Here is a 24,637-nt window from a genome sequence, read left to right as displayed (position 1 = left end):
CGAAGGCGTGACGGATGGGGGATGCCTCAACGACATTGGCGACCGTCTTCGACATCCCCCATCCGGCGCTTCGCGTCACCTTCCCACTCCGGGGGAGGGTAGGAAGCGCTCGATCATCCCCTGGCTGTTTCCGATGGGGCTGGGGCTGGTGATCGTGGTCAATATGGTGCTGCTGCTCTTCGCGCTGCGCACCTTCCCCGGCCTCGTGGTGAAGAATTCCTACGAGCGTGGCCGCGGCTATGGCGCGGAGATCGCGCGCACGGAGGCGCAGGACGCGCTGGGCTGGACGCTCGACGTGCGCCACGACGTCGGCGCCGGCCGCATCGTGGTGCGCTTCGCCGATGCGCGGGGCCGGGCGATCGAAGGCCTTAAGGTCGATGCCATTGCCGACCGGCCGGTCGGACGGCTGGCGACCGTGGCGCTGCCGCTTGCGCCTGCGGGCGCGACGCAGTTCGCCGGCAGCTTCGCACCGGAGGCGCGCGGCGCCTGGGATGTCACGGTGACGGCGCGCGATCCGGCCGGCCACGTCTTTCGCGCCACCCGCCGCGTGATCGTGCGATGAGCCTGGCGCTCGACCTGCCTGGCGCCGCGCGCGCAACCGACGATGCGCTGTGCGTGCATTGCGGCGGCCGCACGCCGGCGGGCGAGCGCTTCTGCTGCGCCGGCTGCGCCGCGGCCTACGATCTCGTCGGCCGGCTCGGACTGGACCAGTACTATGCCCTGCGTCCACAGCGGCCGGACGGCGAGCGGCCGGCGCTGGCCGGGACCACCGATCCGACGCCCTATGTGCGCGAGGCCGACGGCGCCTGCAGCCTCGACCTGGCGGTCGACGGGCTGCGCTGCGCCGCTTGCCTGTGGCTGATCGAGCATGCGCTGGCGCGCGATCAGCGCGTCACCGAGGCCCGGCTCAACGCCACGACGCGGCGGCTGCGCATCGGCTGGCGCGGCCCGGCCGCGCTGGGCGCGGGCTTCGCCGATCTGGTCGCTGGCCTGGGCTATCGCGTCGCCCCCTTCACGCCGCAGGCGGCGCGCCGGCTGGGCGACGAGGAGGAGCGCGATCTGCTGCGGCGCATGGCGGTGGCCGGCTTCGCCGCCGCCAACATCATGCTGCTCAGCGTCTCGGTGTGGTCCGGCGCGCTGGGCGCCACGCGCGACCTGCTGCACTACGTCTCGGCCTCGATCGCCATTCCGGCGATGGCCTATGCGCTGCGGCCCTTCGTCGTCTCGGCCTGGGCGGCGTTGCGGCAGGGACGCGGCAGCATGGATCTGCCGGTGGTCGTCGGCGTGGCCCTGACCCTGGGCATCAGCCTGGCCGAGACCATGCGCTCGGGCCCGCACGCCTATTTCGAATCGGCCACCATGCTGGTGTTCTTCCTGCTGATCGGCCGCTACGCCGAGCGTCGCGCGCGCGGCCGCGCCCGCTCCGCCGCGGCGCATCTGCTCAGCCTGGCCGGCTCGGTGGCGACCATCGAGCGCGCCGACGGCACGCTGAGCCACGTCACGCCGGCCGAGCTGAAGGCCGGCGACGTGCTGAGCGTCGCGTCGGGCGAACGCCTGGCCGCCGACGGCATCGTGCTCGACGCGCCGGCGCTGATCGACAACAGCTTCGTCAGCGGCGAGAGCCGGCCGCTCACCCTGGAGCCCGGCGCGCTGGCGCATGGCGGGGCGATGAATGTCGGCGCGCCGCTCAGACTCGCCGTCACCGCCGTGGGCGAGGACACCCTGTTGTCGCGCATCGCGCGGCTGCTCGAGGCGGCGGAGCAGGGGCGCTCGCGCTTCGTCGCGCTGGCCGACCGCGTGGCGCGGCTCTACACGCCCGTCGTCCATCTGCTGGCGCTCGCCACCTTCCTCGCCTGGTGGCTGCTGGGCGACGAAGGCGCGCGCATGGCGCTGGTGACCGCCGTCTCGGTGCTGATCGTCACCTGCCCCTGCGCACTGGCGCTGGCGCAGCCGACGGTGGCGACGGTGGCGATCGGCAGGCTGGCGCGGCTGGGCGTGCTCACTGTCTCGCCCACGGCGCTGGAGCGGCTGGGCGATATCGACCTCGTGGTCTTCGACAAGACCGGCACGCTGACTTGCGGCAAGCCGGTGCTGCTCGACGATCCGGCGCGGTCCGACGACGCGCTGCGGCAGGCGGCGCGGCTGGCGGTCGCCTCGCGCCATCCGCTGGCGCGCGCGCTGGTCGCGGCGGCGCCTGATGCCAGGCCGTTGCCCGGCACGCAGGAGCATCCGGGCGAGGGCCTGAGGTGCGGCGCGCTGCGCCTGGGCTCGCGGCGCTTCTGCGGCGTGGCCGAGGACGCCGAGTCCGACGCGATGGAACTGTGGCTGGCGCGGCCGAACGAGGCGCCGGTGCGCTTCGCCTTCGACGACGTGCTGCGCGGTGATGCCGCCGCCTGCGTGGCGGCGCTGAAGGCGCGCGGGCTCGAGGTGATGCTGCTGTCGGGCGATCGCGCGCCGGCGGTGCGCCGCATCGCCGAAGCGGTCGGCATCGAGCGCTGGCAGGCCGGCCTGTCGCCCGACGCCAAGCTGGCGCGCATCGCCCAGCTGGTCGCCGCCGGCCGCAAGCCGCTGATGGTCGGCGACGGCATCAACGACGCGCCGGCGCTGGCGGCGGCGCGCGCCTCGATGTCGCCGGGCGAGGCGGCCGACGTCGCCTCGGCGGCCTCCGACGCGATCTTCCAGGGCGAGGCGCTGATGCCCGTGGTCGAGACGCTCGACCTGGCGAAAGGCGCCGCCCGCTTGATGCAGCGCAATGTGGCGCTGGCCATCCTCTACAACACTGTCGCCGTGCCGGTCGCGATGGCCGGGCTGCTGACGCCGCCGCTCGCGGCGCTGGCGATGTCGAGCTCCTCCGTGCTGGTGATCGCCAACGCGCTTCGCCTGCGGACGACGAAGCGAGGCGCGTGATGGACATCCTGTTCTGGCTGCTGCCGATCGCGCTGCTGCTGGGCTGTCTCGGGCTGGGCGCCTTCCTGTGGTCGCTGCAGAGCGGCCAGTTCGACGACCCTGACGGCGACAGCGCGCGCATCCTGTTCGACGAACCGCGTGGAGGGAACAATGGACGACGTGTCTGAATGGGTCTTCGCCATCCTGGCGACCGCGATGGCGCTGATCGGCCTGGTGCTGTGGGCCAGGGCGATCGACTTCCCGATGGGCTTCTTCGGCTTCGGCCTGGTGGTCTTCGGCGTCGCCTTCGACTTCTTCCTGGTGAAGCGGCATTTCGACCGCGGCGAGGCCGGCCGATGAGCGCCTACCAGATCGCCGCGAAGCACGCCCAGGCGGCGCTCGCCGAGGCGCAGGCCAGGTCGATCGGCGCCGATGTCGTGGGCCGCGCGCTGGTCGCCGAGGCGATCCGCGCCTTCCGCAGCGTCGGCCGCTCCAACGCCGACATCGCCGCCGAGCTCACCGCCAGCGCCGAGAACCTCGACGACGACGAACCGATGGCCTTCATGCGGCCATAGCCCTCGTTACCGCCGACGCAAACCCTGTCATTCCGAGCGCAGCGAGGAATCCGGGCAATCAGCCTGGGTTCCTCGCTGCGCTCGGAATGACAGAGAAACGCGAACGCGCACCGCCATCGTCGCCGACGGTGGTGCGCCGCGATCGACGAGGGCTGCGTCTACTCGGCCATCTGCACCTGGAGGCGCGCCGTGGACGGCAGGCGGCCATCGCGGAACTTCACGTAATCGGCGCGCAGCCAGATCACCGCGGCGGCGAAGACGAGGAAGCTGCCGATCACCAGGGCAAGGTAGGCATACTCTCCAGCGGACATCGAACGGAACCTCTCGGTTGACGTCCGCAAGATGCGCCCGCCGCGCCGCGCCGGCCTTGATGTCGATCAATTTTGCGGCGGATTGCGCCGATTGATCCGGCGCAAGGCGGCGGCGCGCCGCGCGGACGAGACTGCCGCCATCGCCGTTCGGGAGAATCCCGGTGAACCTCCGCCCCATCGCCGTCTGGCTCATGATCATGGCCGCCGAATCCGTGAGCGGCCTGCTGCGCGAGCTCTTCCTCGAGGTGGCGTTCGGCGACCGGGTCACGCACCAGGTCGGCGTCGCCGTCGGCTCGCTGCTGGTGATCGCCATCACCGTCGCCAGCATTCGCTGGATGCGGGTGGAAACCACGCGCTGGTTGCTGGGCATTGGCGCGCTGTGGGCGGCGCTGACCTTCACCTTCGACGCCGCCGTCAGCCGCGCCTTCATCGACGGCAGCTTCGAGCGGGTCTTCGCCGACTACGACCCGCGCCGAGGCGGGCTGATGCTGGTGGGGATGGCGGTGCTGGCGCTGGCGCCGCTGGTCACGGCGCGGGTGATGGGGGTTCGGGATGAGAGCTTGAGGTACGCGGGCGAACGGTGAGAACACCAAGAATCGCCGATGGCAGATCAGTTCCCGACTCCCTCCCGGCAGACGGCTCGATCCATGGTTCGAGTTTATCGGCTTTTATATCTGTGATCGGCTATACTTGGGTAAAATAGCTATACAGCAGGTTTGAGCGGGGTAGGTGGTCGCTTGGACACGCGCGTTGCGCAGTGTCGGCGATCCATTGCTTGTCGTGCTGTCGGCTCCATTGTGACATCAGCGCGTAAGCACTTCCTTAGCCATGCTTACAAGCTGCCTGAGGAGAGACACGAGTATTGAGGACGATGATAAGGTGAATGTCGGGCTTGCCTCCGAGGATCGGTTGCATCGGCAGGCGTGACGATAGGGCGAAGCCCTAAGCCGCTGCCAGAATGCTCAATCAAACAACGTCGCCAATCTTTGCTTCATCTGATCCGCCACGTACAGCGCCAGCGCCTGGATCGTCGATGTCGGGTTCACGCCGCCGCCCGTGACCCAGATGCTGCCGTCGACGATGAACAGGTTCTTCACGTCGTGGCACCGCCCCCACGCATTCACCACCGAGCGCTCGGGGTCGTCGCCCATGCGGCACGTGCCCAGCAGGTGGCCCGGGCTGTTCAGCACCGTGCGTGACGCATAAAGCCGCGTCGCGCCGGCGGTGGTCAGGATCTCCTCCGCGCTCGCGATGCCGTGCTCCATCATGCGGCGCGTGTTGTCGCTCAGCGTGTAGTCGATGCGCGGCGCGGGGATGCCGTGGCTGTCCTTCAGCACGGGGTCGAGCGTGACGCGGTTGTGCGCCTCGGGCAGGTCCTCGCAGGCCACGCCGATCGCCACGCGGTGGTTCAGCAGGCCGCGATAGACGCGGTGATGATCGCGTCCCCAGGGCAGGCGGCCGCTGGCAGCGCTGGTGATCGCCTCGGTCGCCGGGCCGGTGCCGCGGCCGAACTGCAGCGTGTAGCCGCGCACGAAGTCGCGGCTGGCGTCAGTCTCGTAGAACTGCTTGCTCCACAGCGAGGTGATCGGCGCACGTCCGCCGTCGAGCTCGTCCGCGACATAGCCGGAGACGATCGGCCAGGGATGCAGCATCAGGTTGCGGCCGACCAGGCCGCTGGAGTTGGCGAGCCCGTTGGGAAAGCGCGTGGAGGCCGAGTTCAGCAGCAGGCGCGGCGTGCCGATGCCGTTGCAGGCCAGGATCACGACCTCGGCCGGCTGGAAGCGCTCCTTGCCCTCGGCATCGTAGTAGATCGCGCCTGATGCCATGCCGTGCTCGTCGGTGGTGATCTCCCGCACGCGGCAGCGCGTGCGCAGCTCGACGCCCGAGCGGATCGCCAGCGGCCAGTAGGTGATGTCGGTGCTGGCCTTGGCGCCCTGGGCGCAGCCCGGCGTGCAGTGGCCGAGGTTGATGCACTGGGCGCGGCCCTCGTAGGGCTGCGTGGCGATGGTGGTGTCGGAGGGCCACCAGTGCCAGCGCAGCCGGTTCATCGCCTTCGCATAGTGCGTGGCGGTGCGGCCCAACGGCAGCGGCGGCATCGGCGGATGGCGCGGCGGCACGCCGGGATCGCCGGCCAGCCCCGAGACGCCCATCATGCGGTCGTTCTCGTCGTAGAACTTCTCCAGCGCCCAGTAGTCGATCGGCCAGTCGTCGGCCACGCCGTCGAGCGAGCGCACCCTGAAGTCCGAGGGATGCATGCGCGGCCAGTGCGCCGTGTAGATCACCGTGCCGCCGCCGACGCCGTTGAAGTTGGCGACTTTCATCACCGAATTGTCGTCGTTGACCGGATAGTCGGTGTCACGCCCCCGCCGGTTGGGGCTGATGTCGAAATCGCCGAAGCGCCGCGCCTCCCAGTCGCGGCCATGGGCGGGGAGGTCGGTCGACTTCACCCAGTCGCCCTGCTCGAGGCAGAGGATGCGCATCTTCGTCTCGGCGAGACTCCATGCCACGGCGGCGCCCGAGGCACCTGAGCCGATGATCAGGACATCGACGCGCTCGTTGTCGGCCATCACCTTGCGCTCCGGACTTCCCTTCCCCCGGAGGGGGAAGGTGCCCGCAGGGCGGAAGGGGGATGTCGAAGCCGGACACCGATGCTGTTGAGGCATCCCCCTTCCGTCGCTCCGCGCCACCTTCCCCCTCCGGGGGAAGGGAAGGTCAGGTCAAACCAGTGCAACATCACCGATCCTTACGCCAGAACGGCGCGCGCCGGCGCACGGGGTCGAGCAGCGACCAGTCGCCCTGTTCCAGCACATGGCCCTTGGGGAAGGGCGCGCGCGGCTCCATGCCGAGCGAGATCAGCACGCGATCGTCGCGGTAGTAGCACTGCAGTACCGCGCGGGCGAGGGCGGCGCCAGCGGCGCCACCGCTGGCGATGTAGTCGCTCAGCAGCGCCTCGCGGCTGTCGACGTCCATGGCGACAAAGTTGCCGCCGGCCTTGGCGCCGATCGCCGCCACCGCCTCGCGCACATGCGCGAGATCGCGGCCCAGCGACTTCACGATGTCCGCCATGATCGCCGGATCGTCGGCACCGGGCACGCCGAGCGCGGCATCGGCCGGAACCATCGTGCCGGCGATGTCGCGCAAGGCGCGGGTCTCCGCGTCGGAGAAGGCAGCGTCTACCGTGTCACCCATTGGAACTCCCCAAGGCCCGCTGTCGTATCCTAATCTCCCTGTCATTCCGAGCGCAGCGAGGAATCCAGGACGTCTTCCTGGGACCGCCGGCGTCCCGCCGGCTCATGGAGATGCCGGCGAGACGCCAGCGGTCCCAATGAGATTCCTTGCTGCGCTCGGAATGACAGGAGAAGCCATGACTCGTGACCTCAAGGTCTTCAGCAGCATCGCGGTGCGTGGGGTGCTCGAGGCGCTGGTGCCGGGCTTCGAGGCGCAAAACGGCGTGCGCCTCGACATCGCCTGGAACACCGCGCCCGCCCTGGTGAAGCGCCTGCAGGCCGGCGAGCGCGCCGACGTGCTGATCCTCAATCGCGCCGGCATGGACACAATGGCCCGCGCGGGCCGCGTGCTCGCGGGCTCCGAAGTCACGCTGGCGAGCTCGGCCACGGCGCTGGCGATCCGTGCCGGCGCGCCGCGGCCCGACATCTCGACGGTCGAGGCGCTGAAGCGCACGCTGCTGGCGGCGCGCGCGATCGCCTACACCGACCCGGCGGCCGGCGGCGCCAGCGGCATCTATTTCGCGCAGCTGATCGAGCGGCTCGGTATCGCCGTGGAAATCAATGCCAAGACGACATTCCCGCCGGCCGCCGGGCTTGTCGGTCACCTGCTGGTGAGCGGCGCGGTCGATCTCGCCGTGCAGCAGAAGCCCGAGCTGCTGGAGGTCGCAGGCGTCGAGATCCTCGGCACCTTGCCCGGCGAGCTGCACATGGTCACGACCTTCGTCGCCGGCATCGAGGCGGCAAGTGAGCGGGTTGCCACGGCGAAAGCGCTGATCGATCGGCTCGCCGCGCCCTCCACGGCGGCACTTTTTCGTGAGCGGGGGCTGGATCCCGCGTGATGAGCGCGCCTGCGGCGTGCTCAAGGATTCCTGTCTTGAACGACCCATCCTGCGGTGGCAGCGTCGCCGCAACCTCGAGGAGTCCCCCACATGAGCAGCGAATACACCCCACCCAAGGTCTGGGCCTGGAACAAGGAGAACGGCGGGCAGTTCGCCAACATCAACCGGCCGATCGCCGGCGCCACGCATGACAAGGAGCTGCCGGTCGGCAAGCATCCGCTGCAGCTCTATTCGCTGGGCACGCCCAATGGCCAGAAGGTCACCATCATGCTCGAGGAGCTGCTGGCGCTCGGGCACAAGGGCGCCGAGTACGACGCCTGGCTGATCCGGATCGGCCAGGGCGAGCAGTTCGGCAGCGGCTTTGTCGCCATCAATCCCAACTCCAAGATCCCGGCGCTGCTCGATCGCTCCGGGCCCAAGCCGATCCGCGTCTTCGAGAGCGGCGCGATCCTGGTCTACCTCGCCGAGAAATTCGGCAACGCGCTGCTGCCGACCGAGACGGCCGCGCGCGCGGAGTGCCTGTCGTGGCTGTTCTGGCAGATGGGCAGCGCGCCCTATCTCGGCGGCGGCTTCGGGCATTTCTACGCCTATGCGCCGATCAAGATCGAATACGCCATCGACCGCTTCGCCATGGAGGCGAAGCGCCAGCTCGACGTGCTCGACCGAAGGCTGGCCGAGAGTCGGTACCTCGGCGGCAACGACTACACCATCGCCGACATCGCGGTCTGGCCGTGGTACGGCGCCCTGGCCAAGGGCGCGATCTACGGCGCCGGCGAGTTCCTGGCAGTGCACGAATACAAGAACGTCGTCCGCTGGGCCGACGAGATCGCCCAGCGCCCGGCCGTGAAGCGCGGCCGCATCGTCAACCGTCTGCAGGGCGACCCGGCCGCCCAGCTGCACGAGCGCCACGACGCCAGCGACTTCGACACCCGGACCCAGGACAAGCTCGCCGCGGCGGCGAGCTAGGGCCTGTCCTCGACTCGGGATTCACAAGTGGAATCCTGTGTGATTCACGGACGGTCAGCCGGAAGGGAGCTGACCAATCCGGCGGAACAATCCCGGAAGAGCCGAAGCTAATTTGCTTGACTGTATTATAGCTGAGCAAGATGGTCGTGCACTGGGCGACAGGGATACGATCAAACAATCCAAAGGCAAACAATCCAAAGGGAGGAGCCCATGCACCGTCGAGCCACACTCAAGCTGCTGGCGACCGTGCCCTTCGCGATCCCTGCGCTCGCCGCGCCGGCGAGCGCGCAGGGCTTCGCCGGCAAGACGATCGAGCTCGTGATCCCGTTCAGTACCGGCGGCGGGTCCGACATATGGGCGCGCTTCCTCGCGCCCTTCCTGTCACGCCACCTGCCCGGAAATCCGACCGTGGTCGTGAAGAACGAGCCCGGCGGCGGCTCCATCACCGGCGCCAACCGCTTCGCTGCCTCGGCGCGGCCGGACGGGCTGACGATCATGGGCACGTCGGGCTCGACTCAGTTCCCCTTCCTGCTCGGCGACGCGCGGGTGAAGTACGACTACAAGGACTGGCGCATGGTCCTGGTCGGCCCGACAGGCGGCGTCGCCTATATCAGCTCCAAGTTCGGCGTGAAGTCGGTTGCTGACCTTCCGAAGATCAAAGGCACGCAGCTCGTCTACGGCAGCCAGGGCGCCACCTCCCTCGATCTGGTGCCACTGCTCGGCTTCCGCATGCTCGGCCTCGACGTCCGCCACGTGTTCGGCATGAAGGGCCGCGGCGAGGGACGCCTCGCGTTCGAGCGCGGCGAGGCGACCATCGACTACCAGACCTCGTCGGCGTACCTGAAGACCTCGGTGCCGCTGGTCAAGGAGGGCAAGGCGGTGCCGCTCTTCTCGTGGGGCGCGCTCGACGACAAAGGCAATCTGGTGCGCGATCCGACCTTCCCGGACCTCCCGCACATCGCCGAGGCGATCGAGATCGTGCAGGGCAAGAAGCCATCGGGCCCGGAGTGGGATGCATTCCAGGCGTTCCTCTATGCCGGCTTCGCCGCTCAGAAGCCGATGGTGCTGCCGAAGGGCACGCCCGACAACATCGTCGAGGCCTACCGCGCAGCGGTGCGCAAGATCGTGAAGGATCCCGAGTATCTCGCCAAGCGCAATGCCGCGATCGGTGAATACGAGCAGCTCACCGACGATGCCGGCGAGAAGCTCTACAAGATCGCCACCACCATCTCGCCCGATGCGCGGAAGCTCGTGCGCGATCTCCTGGTCAACGAGTACAAAGTGAAGTTCGGCGACTGAGCCAGCGCAGCGCACTCCCCGCCAGGCGGCGATCGACGGTCGCCGCCGGAAGGGCGTGCCGTTCGCCTTGCACATGACCGGACGCCGCCCGCTTTCTCCGCGTCAACGCTCGATTGGGCTGACATGCGCGCGAGCGCATCCGGGGGCATCGCCATGATCGAGTCGCTAGGGACCGCGCTCGCCAATCTCCTCACTGTCGAGCATCTCGCCTACATGATGCTGGGCGTTGCCGTTGGCCTGATGGTCGGGATTCTGCCCGGCCTCGGCGGCATCGCCGGCATGGCGCTGCTGATCCCCTTCATCCACGGCATGGACCCGGTCAGTGCGCTTGCCATGCTGGTTGGCCTGGTGGCCGTTATTCCGACCGGCGACACGTTCACCTCGGTGCTGATGGGGATTCCCGGCTCATCGGCTAGTCAGGCCACCGTTCTCGACGGCTTCCCGATGGCCAGGCGCGGGGAGGCCGCGCGTGCGCTGAGCGCCGCGTTCTCGGCCTCGCTGCTCGGCGGCGTGTTCGGTGCCGTAACGCTCACCGGCTTCGTCGTGATTGCGAAGCCGGTCATCCTCGCCTTCAGCACCGCCGAGCTGTTCATGCTGGCGATTCTCGGCCTGTCGGTGGTGGGCGTGCTCGCTGGCCGCTCGATCCCGCGCGGCATTGCGGCATGCGGGCTTGGCCTCCTGGTCGGGGCGATCGGCGCAGCGCCGGCGACGGGCGAGATGCGGCTCACGCTCGGCGTCGAGTATCTGCAGGACGGCGTTCCGCTGGTGATCGTCGGCCTCGGCCTTTTTGCGATTCCAGAGCTCGTCGACCTCATGCGTCGCGCCCGCCCGATTGCCGGCGATGCGCGGCTCGGCAGCGGCTGGCTGGCAGGGCTCGGCGACACGCTGCGCCACTGGTTCTTGGTCATCCGCTGCTCGGCACTCGGCACCATCATCGGCGCGATCCCGGGCCTCGGCGGCGGCGTCGTCGACTGGATCGCCTACGGTCATGCCGTGCAGTCGACGCGCAAGGATCCGCAGTTCGGTCAAGGTGACGTCAGAGGCGTGATCGCACCCGAATCGGCCAACAATGCGCTGCAGGGCGGCGCCTTGATGCCGACGCTGCTGTTCGGCATTCCCGGCTCGGGCAGCATGGCCGTGTTCCTGGGTGGCATGGCGCTGATCGGCCTGCAACCGGGCCCGTCGCTGGTGTCGACCGAACTGCATCTCACCTACACCATCGCCTGGACGCTGGCGCTGGCGAGCGTCATCGGCGCCGGCATCTGCTTCCTGCTGGCGGCGCCGATCGCGCGGCTCACGCTGGTGCCGTTCCATTACGTGGCACCGGCGATGATCATGGCGATCTCGTTTGCGGCATTCCAGGCGCGGCGCAGCCTTATCGATCTGGCGCTGCTGTTCGCAATCGGAATGCTCGGGATCTACATGCGCCGCTTCGGATGGGCGCGGCCGGCGTTCCTGGTAGGGTTCGTGCTCGCGAGCCAGTCAGAGACCTATCTCTACCAGGCAGTGCAGTTCTATGGCTGGGGATTTGTCACCCGCCCCGGCGTGGTGATCATCTGCATCCTGGCCGCCATCTCGATCTGGACCGCGACGCGCCAGCGGGTATCGGAGGACGGCGCCATATCGCCGTCCGCCGGCAAGACTAAGACCGAGGGCCGCTCGATACCCTACCCTGCCAATCGGCTCCCACAGATCGCCTTTACCGCGCTCGTCCTCGCCTTCATCGCTTACGCTCTCTACGATGCCAACCGGCAATCGCTGCTCGGGGGCGTGTTTCCGGGCGGCATGGCGGCCGTTACGCTACCGTTTGCCGCCTATCTCATCTGGGCGCTGTGGAAGGGCCCGCGCGAAGGCTCGGCCAACGCCGACCTCGAGCAGACTGCGGCCTACGATCCTGCGTCCGTGCCCTCGGCATGGCCGTCGGTCGCTTGGCTCGGCTCGCTCCTAGTCATGACAGCGCTGCTCGGGTTCATCATCGCACTGACGCTGTTCATGCTCGCCTATCTTCTCCTGCGGGCTCGGACCGGGCCGCTTGCAGCGGTGATCTACACGGTGCTCGCTGTCGGCTTCCTGGCCACTCTCGGATATTTTCTGGTTCTCGACTTTCCGGCCGGCCTGCTGCAGAGCCACTATCGACTGCCCTGGCCGCTTCGGTGAGGCTGCCGGCGGTGGCAATCCGCACATGCCAACACCCTGGGGGAGGGTTGGAGAGAGGGTGCCCCACACCCTGTGCGCGACTTTTTCTTCGTCTCCTTGGCCTCAAGCCCATGACCTGACTGGCTTTTCGGCAACCGTCGACATCCCTAGGGGTGGAAGTGGCGGGCGGCGCGCTCTTGTGGTCCGATCGCTGTGCCACAACGATCGGACGCCCCATTGCAATCTCATTTGAACATAGCAAACCATAGCGATCCGCCCATCCCAGGGGCGGAAATGGCGCTGTCGGCGTTTTGCGCCTAGGCTGCGGCGATGGCGAGCACCGACACCATCCCCGTGGTCGATCTCGGCCCGTACCTGGCCGGCGAGCCCGGCGCGCAGGAGGCGGCGGCGCGGCGGATCCGCCACGCGCTGACCGAGATCGGCTTCTATTACATCGTCGGCCACGGCGTGCCGCGCGAGCAGATCCGCGCCGTGTTCGCCGAGGTGGCGCGCTTCCATGCGCAGCCACCAGAGAAAAAGATAGCAATCGCGATGGACCGGCACAGCACCGGCTACCTGCCGCTGAGGGGCGACACCTTGCGGACCTCGACGGTGCAGAAGGTGACCCGGCCCAACCTCAACGAGGCGCTGTTCGTCGCCCGCGACCTGCCGGCCGACCACCCCGACGTGCTGGCCGACCGGCGGTTTCGCGGCGCCAATCGCTGGCCGGCCGACCTGCCGGGCTTCCGCGAGACTATCGTTTGCTATGCCGACACCATGGAGCGCCTGGTGCAGCGCCTGGTGCCGCTCTATGCCCGCGCCCTCGAGCTGCCGGCGCGCTATTTCGACGAGCCGTTCCGCGACTGCCAGTACAAGCTGCGGCTGACGCACTATCCGCCGCAGCCGGCCGACGATCCGGACGATTTCGGTATCGCGCCGCACACCGACACCAGCTTTCTCACTCTGCTGGCGCCCAACGACGTGCCCGGCCTGTCGATCCGCACGCAAGGCGGGGAGTGGATCGAGGCGCCGGCGATCGAGGACGCCTTCGTGGTCAATGGCGGGCAGTTCCTGCAGCGCTGGACCAACGATCATTTCCTCGCCACGCCGCACCGCGCGATCAACCGCAGCGGGGCTGAGCGCTATGCCGTGGTGTTCTTCTGCGACGCCAATATCGACTGGCCGATTGCTGCCGTTCCGACCACCGTCGGACCCGACCGGCCGCCGAGGTATCCGACGACGTACTACACCGACTACATGACGGCCTATCAGCGGCAGAGCTACGACGTGCTGAGAGCGGCCGGGTAGAGGAGAGGGCGATGAAGACAGTGCAGCAAATGATAGCAGCGGCCGACGCCGTCGTGCCACGCATCAGCCCGGAGGAGGCCAAGGGCCTGGTCGGCCGGCCCGACGTGCTGTTCCTCGATGTGCGAGAGCCGGCCGAGGTCGCGACCTCGGGCAAGGTGGCGGGCGCGCTGGCCGTGCCGCGCGGCCTGGTCGAGTTCCGCGCCGATCCCGCCTCGCCGCTGCACGACGCCGCGTTCGACCGCGCCAAGACGGTGGTGGCCTATTGCGCCTCGGGCGGCCGCTCGGCGCTGGTCGGCCATACGCTGAAGGAGATGGGCTACGACAACGTGCGCAATCTCGGCGGCTTCAAGGGCTGGCTTGACGCCGGCGGCCAGGTCGATCCGCCGGCCTGAGCCTCAGGCAAGCGCGCGCAGCGCCGTGCGCAGGTCGCCGGGATCCCTGCCGGCGATCAGCCGGTCGAGCAGGCCGTGCTCGCGGCGCCAGATCGGCAGGGCGCGCTCGAGCAGCGCCAGCCCGGCGCGCGTCAGGCCGAGCCTGCGGCTGCGCCGGTCGGCCTTGTCCTCGGCCACCACGACCAGACCGCGGCGCTGCAGCGGCTTGAGCGCGGCGGTGAGCGTGGTGCGGTCCATCGCCAGCAGCGCGGCGACGTCGCCGATGCTCGCCGGCGCGGGACGGTTCAGCGACATCATCAGCGAGAACTGTCCATTGGTGAGATCGAGCGGCTTCAGCGCCGCGTCGAAGCGACGCGCCAGCGTCCGCGCCGTGCGCTGCGTTTGCAGGCACAGGCAGTGATCGCGAACGTGCTCGGTGGTGTCGTAGGAGATCGCCGGCGCCTTTGACATGCGAGAAGTATGTTGATATCAACCTATCTCGTCAAGAGCACCCGAGGAGCGTGTGATGCCCGTCGACCCCAACGCCGCCATCGAGATCAGCGCCTACAAATGGGTGCCCGAGTTCGCGCATGGGCTGGTGCGCGACCTGCGCGTTCGCTGGGCGCTGGAGGAGGCGGGGCTCGCCTATCGCGTGCGCCTGCTCGACGCCTTCAGCGAGCGGCCCAAGGAGTACCTCCGCGAGCAGCCCTTCGGCCAGGTGCCGATCCTCAACGACGGCGACATCCATCTGTTCGAGACCGGCGCCATCGTGCTGCACATCGCCGAGCGCAGCGAGGCGCTGATGCCGCGCGATCCGGCGGGACGGGCGCGCACCACCGCGTGGGTGATCGCCTCGCTCAACAGCATCGAGCCGATGATCATGGAACTGGCCGGTCTCGACTTCTTCCATCGCGACGCCGAGTGGGCCAAGGCGCGGCGTCCCGGCGCGGAGCAGAACGTGCGCACGCGACTTGGCCGCCTGTCGGCCTGGCTGGGCGAGCGCGACCATCTCGAGGAACGCTTCACCGCCGGCGACCTGATGATGACGACGATGCTGCGCATCCTGCGCCACACCGACATCGTCGCCGGCTTTCCAAATCTCGCGCGCTATCAGGCGCGCTGCGAGGCGCGGCCGGCCTTCCAGCGCGCGCTCGACGCGCAGATCGCCGCATTCAAGGCACACCAGCCAGCCGCCGCCGCTTGATCAGAGGAGGGTAGAGTCATGACCTACATCATGGGCTTCGTCGCCGCCGTCCCGGCCGACAAGAAGGAGGCCTATCGCCAGCACGCCGCGCAGGCGCTGCCGCTGTTCAAGGAGTACGGTGCGACGCGCCAGGTCGAGGCCTGGGGCGACGACGTGCCCGACGGCAAGCTCACCGACTTCAAGGGCGCGGTGAAAGCCAGGCCCGACGAGGTCGTGGTCTTCGCCTGGCTGGAGTATCCCGACAAGACTGTGCGCGACGCCGCGCACGAGAAGATGATGGCCGATCCGCGCATGCACGAACTGGGCGAGATGCCATTCGACGGCCAGCGCATGATCTATGGCGGCTTCGCGCCGATCTCCGACCAGGGCAGCGGCGGCAAGGCGGGCTATATCGACGGCAGCCTGATCCCGGTGCCCGCGGGCAAGAAGGACGCCTACCGGGCGATGGCGGCGAAGATGGGCGCGGTCTTCAAGGAGTACGGCGCCGTGCGTGTCGTCGACGCCTGGGGCGACGACGTGCCCGACGGCAAGGTCACCGACTTCAAGGGCGCGGTGAAGGCCACGTCCGACGAGCAGGTGGTCTACAGCTGGATCGAGTGGCCCTCGAAGCAGGCGCGCGACGCGGCCTGGAAGAAGGTCATGGAGGATCCGCGCATGAAGGCGATGGGCGATATGCCCTTCGACGGCAAGCGCATGATCTACGGCGGCTTCGCGCCGCTGCTCGACGCCTAGGACTCGATCAGGGCCCTGGCGCAGGCATCGATCAGCTGCGCGCGCTTGCGCGGCGAGCTGCCGATGCCGAGCAGGCCCTGGCCGAAGACGAAGGTGTAGAACAGCACGGCGCGCGCCTCGGCTTCCGCAGCCGGCAGGCCCAGCCCGCGGTAGAGCTGCTCCACGGTCCTCAGGCGCGCGTCGTCGACCTCGTGCACGGCCGCCGCCGCCGTGGGGTCGGCGCGCGCCCATTGGCGGATCGCCAGCTCGATCGCCATGCCTTCGGCATTGGCCCGCTCGCTGTATCGCTCGACCAGCCCGTGCAGGCGCTCAGCCGGCGTGTTGCCGAGCTCGACATGGCGCGCCAGCGAGTCGAGGCGGCCATCGCGCCAGGTCGCGAGGATCGCCTCGAGCAGGGCGCGGCGGTCCTTGTAGCGGCGATAGAAGCCGCCCTTGGTGACACCCAGCCGCGCCGCCAGGACCTCGACCCTGACCCCGTCGATGCCGCCGCGCGCCAGCTCGCCCAGCCCGGCCGCCACCCAGTCCTGCGATGCGTCTACGTCGCTCATCGCGCCCTTATCCCACAGGGCGCGACCTGATTGGAGGCTATTCAGCCGCCAGCTTGCGTTCCATCGCCTGGCGCAGCGAGCGGTGGTAGTGGATCAGGGCCGGCTCGTTCTGGCCGAACACGGTGTGGCTCTGCGCGCCGGACAGGAAGCCGGCCTGGATGCCCGTGCCGGTGGGGAAATCCTCCTCGCGCACGAAGCGCAGGGTGAGCTCGACATTGGCGTCCCAATGCCGCTTCTCCTCCTCGCCGGCCACCGGCCGCGGGATGTAGAAGGACAGCGTCACGACGCTGTGGTCAACGCGGTCCTCGCTGGGGAACATGCGCCACAGCTCGACGTGATCGCCGTTCATGACCAGCACCGCGTTGGGCAACATGGTGTAGACCGTCGCGGTGTTCCAGATCGCATCCCACTCGCTTCGCGGCTGCTCGCGCAGGCGGCCGATCTTCGAGCGCGCGATCGACCAGCGCAGGTGCGGGCCGAACGCCTTGAAATCGGTGGCGCCGGTGAACAGCGGCGCGATCGTCTTCCGGTGCAGGGCGGCGATGTGATAGCCCTCGTGGAAGGTGTCGATCGCCAGCTTCCAGTTCATCTTCTCGTGCAGCACCGTGCTCTGGTAGTGCGGCCAGTCAGCGAAGCCGTAGGCCTCCAGCTCGTCGGCCAGCTCGGCGCCCAGCCAGCGGTCGATGTCGAAGTCATTGGCCCCCGCCTCGTCGGGCGTGGCGATCACCCAGACCATGCCGTGCTTCTCGCTGAGCGGCAGCTCAGTCAGCGACGGCCGCTCGGCCTTGACGCCCGGGAAGCCACGCTCCTCCGGGATGTTGATCAGCCGACCGGCCAGGTCATAGCTCCAGGCGTGATACGGGCAGGCGAAGAGCCGCGCGCTGCCGCAGCCATCGACCACCTTGGCGCCGCGGTGCCGGCAGACATTGAGGAAGGCGCGCAGCCTGCCGTCGCGACCGCGCACCACCAGGATCGGCACGCCGCTGTGATTCTCGGCCTTGTAGTCGCCGGGCGTTGTCCATTCCGAGGAGAAGCCGATCAGCAGGGGTCGGCGGCGGAACAGCTCCTGCTGCTCGCGCCGCAGCAGCTCGGGGTCGGTGTAGGTCGACACCGGATTGCGGTAGGGCGCCTCGGCCATATAGGTCGTGCGCGTCTCGGCGAACGACAGCAGGCGCTCAAGCAGCGCGATCTGTTCCGGCTTGCGCATGGTGTCCTCGCGGGTTCCGGACGCTGATACGGTATCGTATCAGAAAGCCGGCGCGATGCAATACGGCACCGTATCAGACCCTACGGCGATCCTGCCGCCGTGGCCTGTGCACGGCCGGTCAAGGCGCGGAAGACCTCGAGGTTCAGCCGGCCGAACGCCTCCGAGGCACGCAGCTCGACGGTACGCGGGCGCGGCAGGTCGACGGCGATGTCGGCGGCGACGCGGCCGGGGCGCGGCGTGATCACCACGATGCGGTCCGACAGGAACACCGCCTCGGCGATCGAGTGGGTGACGAAGAGCACCGTCTTGCGCGCGCCGCCGGTTCCGCCGCTCGTCTCGCCCCAGATGCGCAAGAGCTCGAGCGCCATGTCGTCGCGCGTCATGGCGTCGAGCGCGCCGAAGGGCTCGTCCATCAGCAGCAGCGGCGGATCGAGCAGCAGCGCGCGGCAGAGCGCGGCGCGCTGCTGCATGCCACCGGAGAGCTCGCGCGGCAGCTTCTCGGCGAAGCCGGCCAGGCCGGCCATGTCGAGCAGATCCAGCGCGCGCTTGCGCAGCTTGCCGGCATCGCGGCCGGCGAGCTCGGCGGGCAGCAGCACGTTCTGCAGGATCGAGCGCCACTTCAGCAGGATCGGCGCCTGGAAGACCATGCCGATATCGGGGATCGGCCGCGTCACCGTTCTGCCGGTGACATTGACGACGCCCTGTGTCGCCGGTCGCAGGCCGGCGATGATGCGCAGGAGGGTGGATTTGCCGCAGCCCGAGGGGCCGACCAGCGAGACGAACTCGCCCGCACCCACGCGCAGGGAGATGCCGGCGAGAGCCTCGACGGGACCGCTCGCCGCCTCATAGGTCATGCCGACATGCTGCAGGCAGATCAACGAACCCGACATCACTCCTACCTTCCCCCGCCGGCGGGGGAAGGTGGCGCGAAGCGCCGGATGGGAGTGGCTGGCGCAACGACTCCCATCATCGAGACTGGACGCGATGCCGCCACCCCCTTCCGCCCTTCGGGCACCTTCCTCCGCCAGCGGGCGAAGGTAGAACAGAGCATCACTTCGGCATCTCGACCTTGGTGAAGAACGACGTGTTGTACACGTCCTTGCACTCGACCTTCTTGGGCAGGCCCATGTAGGTGTTCACCAGCTCGACCGAGTCGCACATCTTCTTCTCGTCGATCGCGCCGATGCCGCCCTTGGCGTAGCGCTCGGTCTTCATCAGGGCGATGCCCAGCAGCATGTTCGGCGTCATCAGCTCGACATCGACCTCGGGCACGCGCTTCTTGAAGATCTCCATCGCCGCCTTGGGATCGGCGATCACGTCGCGCCAGCCCTGGTACGAGGCCTCGAGGAAGTCCTTCAGCACCTTGGGCCGGTCCTTCATCGTCTTGGCGCTGGCCATGATCGACATCGAGTACATGTCGAAGCCGAAATCGGCCCAGTTCATCATCACCACGTTGCCCTTGCCGGCGGCCTTCTCGTAGAGCGGCAGGCCGGTCGAGTAGTCGCCGACGCCGTCCATGCGCTTCTCGGCGACGGCGGCGATCTTGGCGGCCGGCTCGATGTTGACCCACGCGACCTTGCTGGCGTCGATCTTGGTGAGCTTGGCGAAGGCCGGGAACATCTGGCGCTGGCTGTCGCCCGGCGGCGCGCCCAGCTTCTTGCCCTCGAGGTCCTTCGGCGTCTTCAGCGGGCTGCTGGCCAGGCTGAAGATGTTGAGCGGCGTCTTGTCGAACACCATGCCCACCACCTGCACCGTCGTGCCGCGGGCGCGCGAGGCGATCACCACGGCGGCGTCGGCCAGGCCGGCGTCGGCGCGGCCGGTATCGACCTTGGCGATCGAGTCGCCCGAGCCCTTGGAGTTCTCGAGCGTCACGTCGAGGCCCTTGGCCTTGTAGTAGCCCTTCTCCAGCGCCACCCAGTAGGCGGCGTGGTCGCCGACCGCGAACCAGTTCAGCGCGAAGGTGAACTTCTCCTGCGCCGACGCGGCGCCTGATATCGCCAGCAGCGCGGCCAGCGCGATCGATCCGATCCTCAGCATGTTCCCTCTCCGTCGTTGTGCCTGGTCATTCGACGCCTTCGGCCCACGGCGCCCACAGCCGCGCCGCCAGGACCACCAGACCATAGAGCGCCAGGCCGATCGCCGAAATCCAGATCAGCGAAGCGAACGCCACCGCCGTGTTCATGCTGCTCTGCGTATTGGCGATGACGTAGCCCAGCCCGGCCTGCGAGGCCACGAACTCGCCGACAATGGCGCCGACCACCGCGGCCGTCGCGGTGATCTTGAGCGCGCTCAGGATGTAGGGCAGCGCGTTGGGGATGCGGATCTTCAGGAAGATCTTCCATTTCGGCGCCGAGAAGACGCGGCCGAGATCGAGCATGTCGGTCTCGACCTGCGACAGGCCGACGGCGGTGTTGATGACCACCGGAAAGAAGCCGATCAGTGCGCCCATCACCATGGTGGGCATGATGCCGTAGCCGATCCAGATCAGCAGCAGCGGCGCGATCGCCACCTTGGGCAGCGTGTTGACGAAGACCAGGAAGGGCATCAGCGCGTTGGCGATCAGCGGCGACCAGGCGATGGCGGTGCCCAGCGCCACGCCGACGATGGCCGCCATGAAGAACGCGCCGATGATCTCCAGGCTGGTGACCCACAGGTGCGGCCACCACGAGAAGTCGGCGTGCCACAGGGAATCCCACACCAGCGCTGGCGGCGGCAGCAGGTAGGCGCGGATCTCCAATACGGTGACGGCGAGCTGCCACAGCGCCAGCAGCAGCGCGAACAACGCCACTGTCGGCCAGTACTGGCGCACGATCGCGTCCAGCCTCATCGCGTCGATCTCTCTGCTATCATGCGCCCGTCCGCGCGGAGGTGATGATATTCCGTGAAACTGTCGCTGTGCAACGAAGTGATCCGCGAGCTGCCCTTCGCACACCAATGCGCGCTGGCGCGGGCGCTGGGCTACGAAGGCCTCGAGGTCGCGCCGTTCACCTTCGGTGACGAGGCCTACGCCATGACCGCCGGCCAACGCGCCGACATCCGCAATGCCTGTCGCGACGCCGGCATCGCCGTCAGCGGCCTGCACTGGCTGCTCGCGGCTCCCGCGGGGCTGTCGATCACAACCTCGGATCGCACGGTCTGGCAGCGGAGCGTCGATGTCCTGCGCGCGCTGGTCGAACTGTGCGCGGAACTGGGCGGCGACTATCTCGTGCACGGATCGCCGGCGCAGCGTCGTGCGGGCAGCCCTGACGACGCCAGGCGCGCCGAGGAAGCCTGGCGCATCGCCGCGTCGGAGGCCGGACAGGCCGGCGTGACCTACTGCATCGAGCCGCTGGCGCGGCCGGACTGCAACCTCGTCAACACACTGGCCGAGGCCGCCGAGATCGTGCGCCGCAACGGCAATCCGGCGCTGCGCACCATGATCGACACGCTCGCGGCGTCGCGGGAGGAGCCCGAATCGCCGGCCGACGCGATCCGCCGCTGGATGCCGACGGGGTTGCTGGCGCATATCCAGCTCAACGACCGCAACCACCGCGGCCCGGGTCAGGGCAGCGACAAATTCGCGCCAGTGCTTCGCGCCCTGGACGACACCGGCTATACCGGCTGGGTCGCCATGGAGCCGTTCGTCTACGAGCCCGATGGGCCGACCTGCGCGGCGCGCATGATCGGCTACGTACGGGGGCTGATGGAGCAAGCGTCGTGAGAGTGAAGCTGGAGGCCGCCGACCGCTTTGAGCGCGATCATAGGCTGCGTCTGCCGTTCCGCTTCGGCGTGATCACCGTGACCGAAGGCACGCAGGCGATCCTGCGCGTGCGCATCGCGCTGGAGGACGGCCGCACCAGCGAAGGCGTCGCCGCCGAGGCGCTGGGCGCGAAGTGGTTCGAGAAGAGCCCGGCCTTCAGCGACGCGCAGAATCTCGATCAGCTGCGCCAGGCGCTGCAGATTGCCATCGAGCACTACCAGGCGCGCGGCTGGGACACGCCGTTCGGCCTCTATGCCAACTCCTATCGCCAGCAGATTGCGCGCGGCGAGTCGCTGGGCCTCAATCCGCTGGTCGCGTCTTACGGCCCCGCACTGCTGGACCGCGCGATCATCGACGCGGTGGGAAAGGCGGTCGGCCAGTCCTTCGCCAGCATGATCGCGGCCAATGTCCCCGGCATCGCCGCGACCGATCTCACGCCCGACATCGACCCCGGCCATCTCGCGCGCTTCCTCGCCGGGCTGAAGCCCGCCGACAGCATCGCGCTGCGCCACACCGTGGGCCTGGTCGATCCGCTGACCGCCGCCGACCGTCCGGCGTCGGAACGCGTCAATGACGGGCTGCCGGAGACGCTCGAGGAGGTCGTCGCCTATTACGGTGGCCGCTACTACAAGCTCAAGGTCGGCGGCAATGTCGCGGCCGACCTCGATCGCCTCACCCGCATCGCCGCGGTGCTCGACCGGGGCGCGGGCGACTACCGCGTCACCTTCGACGGCAACGAGCAGTACGACGATGTCGAGGGCATCGTCGAGCTGTGGCGCAAGGTCGAGGAGGCGCCGAAGCTCGCCAACATGGTCCAGCGCACGCTGTTCATGGAGCAGCCGATCAAGCGCCAGAGCGCGCTCAGCCGCTCGGTCGAGGCCCTGGCGAAGTATCGCCCGGTGATCATCGATGAATCCGACGGTGAGCTGTCGAGCTTTCCGCGCGCGCTCGAGCTGGGCTATGCCGGCGTGTCGAGCAAGAACTGCAAGGGTTTCTACAAGTCGATCCTCAACGCCGCGCGTGTGGCCAAGCTCGGTCCGGGCCACTTCATGTCGGCCGAGGATCTGACGACGCAGCCGGGTGTGAGCGTGCAGCAGGACCTGGCGCTGGTCTCGCTGCTGGGCATGACCCATGTCGAGCGCAACGCGCATCACTTCATCGACGGCATGTCGAGCGCGCCCGAGGCGGAGCAGAGCGCCTTTGTCGCCGCACACCCGCTTCTTTACGAGAAGCTGCCAGGCAGGCCCGCGCGACTGCGCGCCAGAGGCGGCATGATCGCGCTCGGCTCGCTGAACTGCGCCGGCTTCGCCGTCGGCGCCGATCTCGATTTCACCGCGCTGCGCCCGATGGCGCCGGCGCCTCGCGAGAAACTGAAGGCCGCCGCATGAGTACCCTGCCGAAGCGTTTCGAGACCGTCGAAGCGATGGAAGATTTCATGACCACGCCCTCGCCGCGGCTGATCGCCGACTTGGCGAAGGCGTCCGGCGACATCCTGGTGCTGGGCGTCGCCGGCAAGATGGGCCCGACGCTCGCTCGGCTTGCCAAGCGCGCGGCGCCCGATCGGCGCGTGGTCGGCGTGGCGCGCTTCAGTGAGAGAGGGGTGCGCGAGTCATTGGAGAAGGCCGGTGTCGAGGCGATCGCCGCCGACCTGCTCGACCGCGCCGCGCTGGAGACGCTGCCCAGGCTGCCCAACGTCGTGTTCATGGCCGGACGCAAGTTCGGCGCCACGGGCGACGTGCCGCTGACCTGGGCGATGAACGTGCAGGTGCCGGCGATGGTGGCGGAGGTGTTCAAGGACTCGCGCATCACCGTCTTCTCGACCGGCTGCGTCTATCCCTTCGTGCCGGTCGAGAGCGGCGGTGCCACCGAGGACACGCCGGCGGTGCCGCCGCCGGGCGACTACGCTTATTCCTGCGCCGGTCGCGAGCACATGTTCGCGTACTTCTCGGCGCGGCACGGCACGCCGGGCCGGCTGTTCCGCCTGAACTACGCCATCGACATGCGCTACGGCGTGCTGCACGACATCGGCCGCAAGGTGCGCGACGGCGAGATCATCGACCTGTCGATGGGCCACGCCAACGTGATCTGGCAGGGCGACGCCAACGAGGTGGCGCTGCGCTGCCTGGCGCATGCCACGACGCCGACCTCGCCGATCAACGTCACGGGCCCGGAAACCTTTGCGGTGGCCGAAGTCGCGGCCGAGTTCGGCAAGCTTCTGGGCAAGGCGCCGCTATTCACCGGCAAGCCGGCGGCGACCGGCTGGATCAACAATGCGGCACGCATGGTCGAGGAGTTCGGCCCGCCCAGCGTGCCGTTGCGGACCATGATCGAGTGGAATGCCGACTGGCTGTCGCGCGACATGGTCACGCACAACAAGCCGACGCACTACGAGGTGCGCGATGGCAAGTACTGACCTTCTCGACGTGCGGCCGCTTAAGGCCGAGCATGCCGAGGCGGTGTGGCCGCTGTCGATCGAGGCCGGGTGGAACCAGAACGTCGCCGACTGGCGATTCATGCTGGGCGCCGGCCGCGGCTTCGGCCTGATCGGGCCGGACGGCAGATGGCAGGCGAGCTCGCTGGTGCTGCCGCTGGGCCAGCGCCTGGCGTGGATCAGCATGGTGCTGGTGACGAGGGAAATCAGGCGCGGCGGCGTCGGCACCGGGCTGCTCAAGCGCTGTATTGCCGATGTGCGCGACATGGGTGCCGTCGCCGGACTCGACGCGACCGAGCTTGGCCGGCCGATCTATCTGCCGCTGGGTTTCCACGATCTCTATTCGATCCGTCGCTGGCACTTCGATGCCGTCAGGGGCGCGCCGGTGGCACCGCCTCAGGGCATCGAGATCCGCCCCGCGACCGTCGCCGACCTGTCGAAGCTCGCGACCTACGACCGGTCGCTGAGCGGTATGGAGCGTCCCACCATCATCGCGCATCTGCTGCTGCGCCAGCCCGGCCTCGCCTGGATCGCCCAGACGCCATCGGGCGCGATCACCGGCTATGCGCTGGGCCGCGAGGGTCGTGTCGCGACATCGATCGGCCCGGTGATCGCCGACAGCGAGCCGATCGCGCTGGCGTTGAAATCGAAGGTCGCGGCCTCGGCGGCGGGGCCGTTCATCATCGACGTGCCTGAGGTGCATCGAGACATGCGCGCCTGGATCGAAGGGCAGGGCGGGCAGACGCCGCGTGCTTATATGCGGATGACGCTGGGCACGGCGAAGGGGCTGCATGACCCGACCTATGTCTTCGCGCTGGCCGGGCCCGAGTTGGGTTGAGCACACGTCGTGGTCCTGGG

At 68.7% G+C, this 24,637-nt stretch carries 27 protein-coding genes; 18 read left to right on the top strand and 9 right to left on the bottom strand.

Annotation, left to right across the window (positions count from 1 at the left end):
- The first annotated feature begins 133 nt into the window (after positions 1–133).
- From KF889_06415 to KF889_06395, 5 genes are read left to right on the top strand one after another with little or no spacing between them, the layout of a single operon-like run.
- The gene (locus KF889_06415; protein MBX3499061.1) at positions 134–562 is read left to right on the top strand and encodes a FixH family protein; all 429 of its coding nucleotides are present in this window, start codon (positions 134–136) and stop codon (positions 560–562) included.
- Entirely contained in the window at positions 559–2,907 is a 2,349-nt protein-coding gene (gene cadA, locus KF889_06410) for a cadmium-translocating P-type ATPase (GenBank protein ID MBX3499060.1), read from the top strand. Before KF889_06415 ends, cadA begins: the two co-directional genes overlap by 4 nt.
- A complete protein-coding gene (gene ccoS, locus KF889_06405; GenBank protein ID MBX3499059.1) occupies positions 2,907–3,074 on the top strand; it encodes a cbb3-type cytochrome oxidase assembly protein CcoS in 168 nt (55 codons plus the stop codon). The genes cadA and ccoS overlap by 1 nt, the downstream gene beginning before the upstream one ends.
- On the top strand, positions 3,058–3,246 hold the full coding sequence (locus KF889_06400; protein MBX3499058.1) for a hypothetical protein: 189 nt from the start codon (positions 3,058–3,060) through the stop codon (positions 3,244–3,246). Before ccoS ends, KF889_06400 begins: the two co-directional genes overlap by 17 nt.
- Positions 3,243–3,461: a hypothetical protein gene (locus KF889_06395; GenBank protein ID MBX3499057.1), complete on the top strand. Its 219-nt coding sequence runs from the start codon at positions 3,243–3,245 to the stop codon at positions 3,459–3,461. The genes KF889_06400 and KF889_06395 overlap by 4 nt, the downstream gene beginning before the upstream one ends.
- Before the next feature lie 158 nt (positions 3,462–3,619).
- Here KF889_06395 and KF889_06390 read toward each other — a convergent pair whose 3' ends face one another.
- The gene (locus KF889_06390; protein MBX3499056.1) at positions 3,620–3,772 is read right to left on the bottom strand and encodes a hypothetical protein; all 153 of its coding nucleotides are present in this window, start codon (positions 3,770–3,772) and stop codon (positions 3,620–3,622) included.
- A 161-nt stretch (positions 3,773–3,933) separates the two neighbouring features.
- On the opposite strand from KF889_06390, the gene KF889_06385 reads away from it, so the two are divergent.
- Positions 3,934–4,356 (top strand): hypothetical protein, encoded by a 423-nt coding sequence (locus KF889_06385; protein MBX3499055.1) that lies wholly within the window; start codon positions 3,934–3,936, stop codon positions 4,354–4,356.
- Between the two features lie 378 nt (positions 4,357–4,734).
- On the opposite strand, the gene KF889_06380 is transcribed toward KF889_06385, so the two are convergent.
- Complete coding sequence (locus KF889_06380; protein ID MBX3499054.1) at positions 4,735–6,339, bottom strand: GMC family oxidoreductase; 1,605 nt, start codon at positions 6,337–6,339, stop codon at positions 4,735–4,737.
- Between the two features lie 166 nt (positions 6,340–6,505).
- Positions 6,506–6,961: a hypothetical protein gene (locus tag KF889_06375; GenBank protein ID MBX3499053.1), complete on the bottom strand. Its 456-nt coding sequence runs from the start codon at positions 6,959–6,961 to the stop codon at positions 6,506–6,508.
- A 175-nt stretch (positions 6,962–7,136) separates the two neighbouring features.
- Between KF889_06375 and KF889_06370 the strand changes: the two genes are divergently transcribed.
- The 6 genes from KF889_06370 to KF889_06345 all read left to right on the top strand — a co-directional run bounded on the left by KF889_06370 (position 7,137) and on the right by KF889_06345 (position 13,939).
- A complete protein-coding gene (locus KF889_06370; protein ID MBX3499052.1) occupies positions 7,137–7,838 on the top strand; it encodes a substrate-binding domain-containing protein in 702 nt (233 codons plus the stop codon).
- A 90-nt stretch (positions 7,839–7,928) separates the two neighbouring features.
- On the top strand, positions 7,929–8,804 hold the full coding sequence (gene yghU, locus KF889_06365) for a glutathione-dependent disulfide-bond oxidoreductase (GenBank protein MBX3499051.1): 876 nt from the start codon (positions 7,929–7,931) through the stop codon (positions 8,802–8,804).
- 210 nt (positions 8,805–9,014) lie between these two features.
- Complete coding sequence (locus KF889_06360; protein ID MBX3499050.1) at positions 9,015–10,103, top strand: tricarboxylate transporter; 1,089 nt, start codon at positions 9,015–9,017, stop codon at positions 10,101–10,103.
- 153 nt (positions 10,104–10,256) lie between these two features.
- Positions 10,257–12,260 carry a tripartite tricarboxylate transporter permease gene (locus tag KF889_06355; GenBank protein MBX3499049.1) on the top strand — a complete coding sequence of 668 codons (2,004 nt, stop codon included), beginning with the start codon at positions 10,257–10,259 and terminating at the stop codon, positions 12,258–12,260.
- A gap of 309 nt (positions 12,261–12,569) precedes the next feature.
- Complete coding sequence (locus KF889_06350; protein MBX3499048.1) at positions 12,570–13,547, top strand: isopenicillin N synthase family oxygenase; 978 nt, start codon at positions 12,570–12,572, stop codon at positions 13,545–13,547.
- An 11-nt stretch (positions 13,548–13,558) separates the two neighbouring features.
- The gene (locus KF889_06345) at positions 13,559–13,939 is read left to right on the top strand and encodes a rhodanese-like domain-containing protein (protein ID MBX3499047.1); all 381 of its coding nucleotides are present in this window, start codon (positions 13,559–13,561) and stop codon (positions 13,937–13,939) included.
- A 3-nt stretch (positions 13,940–13,942) separates the two neighbouring features.
- Here KF889_06345 and KF889_06340 read toward each other — a convergent pair whose 3' ends face one another.
- Complete coding sequence (locus tag KF889_06340; GenBank protein ID MBX3499046.1) at positions 13,943–14,389, bottom strand: MarR family transcriptional regulator; 447 nt, start codon at positions 14,387–14,389, stop codon at positions 13,943–13,945.
- A gap of 55 nt (positions 14,390–14,444) precedes the next feature.
- On the opposite strand from KF889_06340, the gene KF889_06335 reads away from it, so the two are divergent.
- Together KF889_06335 and KF889_06330 are read left to right on the top strand one after the other, a co-directional pair.
- Positions 14,445–15,122 carry a glutathione S-transferase family protein gene (locus KF889_06335; GenBank protein ID MBX3499045.1) on the top strand — a complete coding sequence of 226 codons (678 nt, stop codon included), beginning with the start codon at positions 14,445–14,447 and terminating at the stop codon, positions 15,120–15,122.
- Between the two features lie 18 nt (positions 15,123–15,140).
- Positions 15,141–15,854, top strand: coding sequence for a DUF1428 domain-containing protein (locus KF889_06330; protein ID MBX3499044.1), 714 nt, complete (start codon positions 15,141–15,143; stop codon positions 15,852–15,854).
- Here the strand turns inward: KF889_06330 and KF889_06325 are convergent.
- The 5 genes from KF889_06325 to KF889_06305 all read right to left on the bottom strand — a co-directional run bounded on the left by KF889_06325 (position 15,851) and on the right by KF889_06305 (position 20,436).
- Positions 15,851–16,402, bottom strand: a complete 552-nt coding sequence (locus tag KF889_06325; protein MBX3499043.1) for a TetR/AcrR family transcriptional regulator — start codon at positions 16,400–16,402, stop codon at positions 15,851–15,853. The two genes, KF889_06330 and KF889_06325, sit on opposite strands and share 4 nt — an antisense overlap.
- 37 nt (positions 16,403–16,439) lie before the next feature.
- Positions 16,440–17,609, bottom strand: a complete 1,170-nt coding sequence (locus tag KF889_06320) for an aromatic ring-hydroxylating dioxygenase subunit alpha (protein MBX3499042.1) — start codon at positions 17,607–17,609, stop codon at positions 16,440–16,442.
- An 80-nt stretch (positions 17,610–17,689) separates the two neighbouring features.
- Entirely contained in the window at positions 17,690–18,463 is a 774-nt protein-coding gene (locus KF889_06315; protein MBX3499041.1) for an ABC transporter ATP-binding protein, read from the bottom strand.
- 196 nt (positions 18,464–18,659) lie between these two features.
- On the bottom strand, positions 18,660–19,646 hold the full coding sequence (locus tag KF889_06310) for an ABC transporter substrate-binding protein (protein MBX3499040.1): 987 nt from the start codon (positions 19,644–19,646) through the stop codon (positions 18,660–18,662).
- Between the two features lie 25 nt (positions 19,647–19,671).
- Positions 19,672–20,436, bottom strand: a complete 765-nt coding sequence (locus KF889_06305; GenBank protein ID MBX3499039.1) for an ABC transporter permease — start codon at positions 20,434–20,436, stop codon at positions 19,672–19,674.
- A 54-nt stretch (positions 20,437–20,490) separates the two neighbouring features.
- Between KF889_06305 and KF889_06300 the strand changes: the two genes are divergently transcribed.
- From KF889_06300 to KF889_06285, 4 genes are read left to right on the top strand one after another with little or no spacing between them, the layout of a single operon-like run.
- Positions 20,491–21,309, top strand: a complete 819-nt coding sequence (locus KF889_06300) for a sugar phosphate isomerase/epimerase (protein ID MBX3499038.1) — start codon at positions 20,491–20,493, stop codon at positions 21,307–21,309.
- Entirely contained in the window at positions 21,306–22,736 is a 1,431-nt protein-coding gene (locus KF889_06295; protein ID MBX3499037.1) for a mandelate racemase, read from the top strand. The genes KF889_06300 and KF889_06295 overlap by 4 nt, the downstream gene beginning before the upstream one ends.
- Entirely contained in the window at positions 22,733–23,761 is a 1,029-nt protein-coding gene (locus KF889_06290) for an NAD(P)-dependent oxidoreductase (GenBank protein ID MBX3499036.1), read from the top strand. The genes KF889_06295 and KF889_06290 overlap by 4 nt, the downstream gene beginning before the upstream one ends.
- A complete protein-coding gene (locus KF889_06285) occupies positions 23,748–24,617 on the top strand; it encodes a hypothetical protein (GenBank protein MBX3499035.1) in 870 nt (289 codons plus the stop codon). Before KF889_06290 ends, KF889_06285 begins: the two co-directional genes overlap by 14 nt.
- The last annotated feature ends 20 nt before the right edge of the window (positions 24,618–24,637 follow it).

Source organism: Alphaproteobacteria bacterium, assembly GCA_019635875.1.
Classification (GTDB): domain Bacteria; phylum Pseudomonadota; class Alphaproteobacteria; order Reyranellales; family Reyranellaceae; genus JAFAZJ01.
Note: the sequence above shows the minus strand (reverse complement) of the source record. Positions and strands in the feature narration are given on the sequence as shown.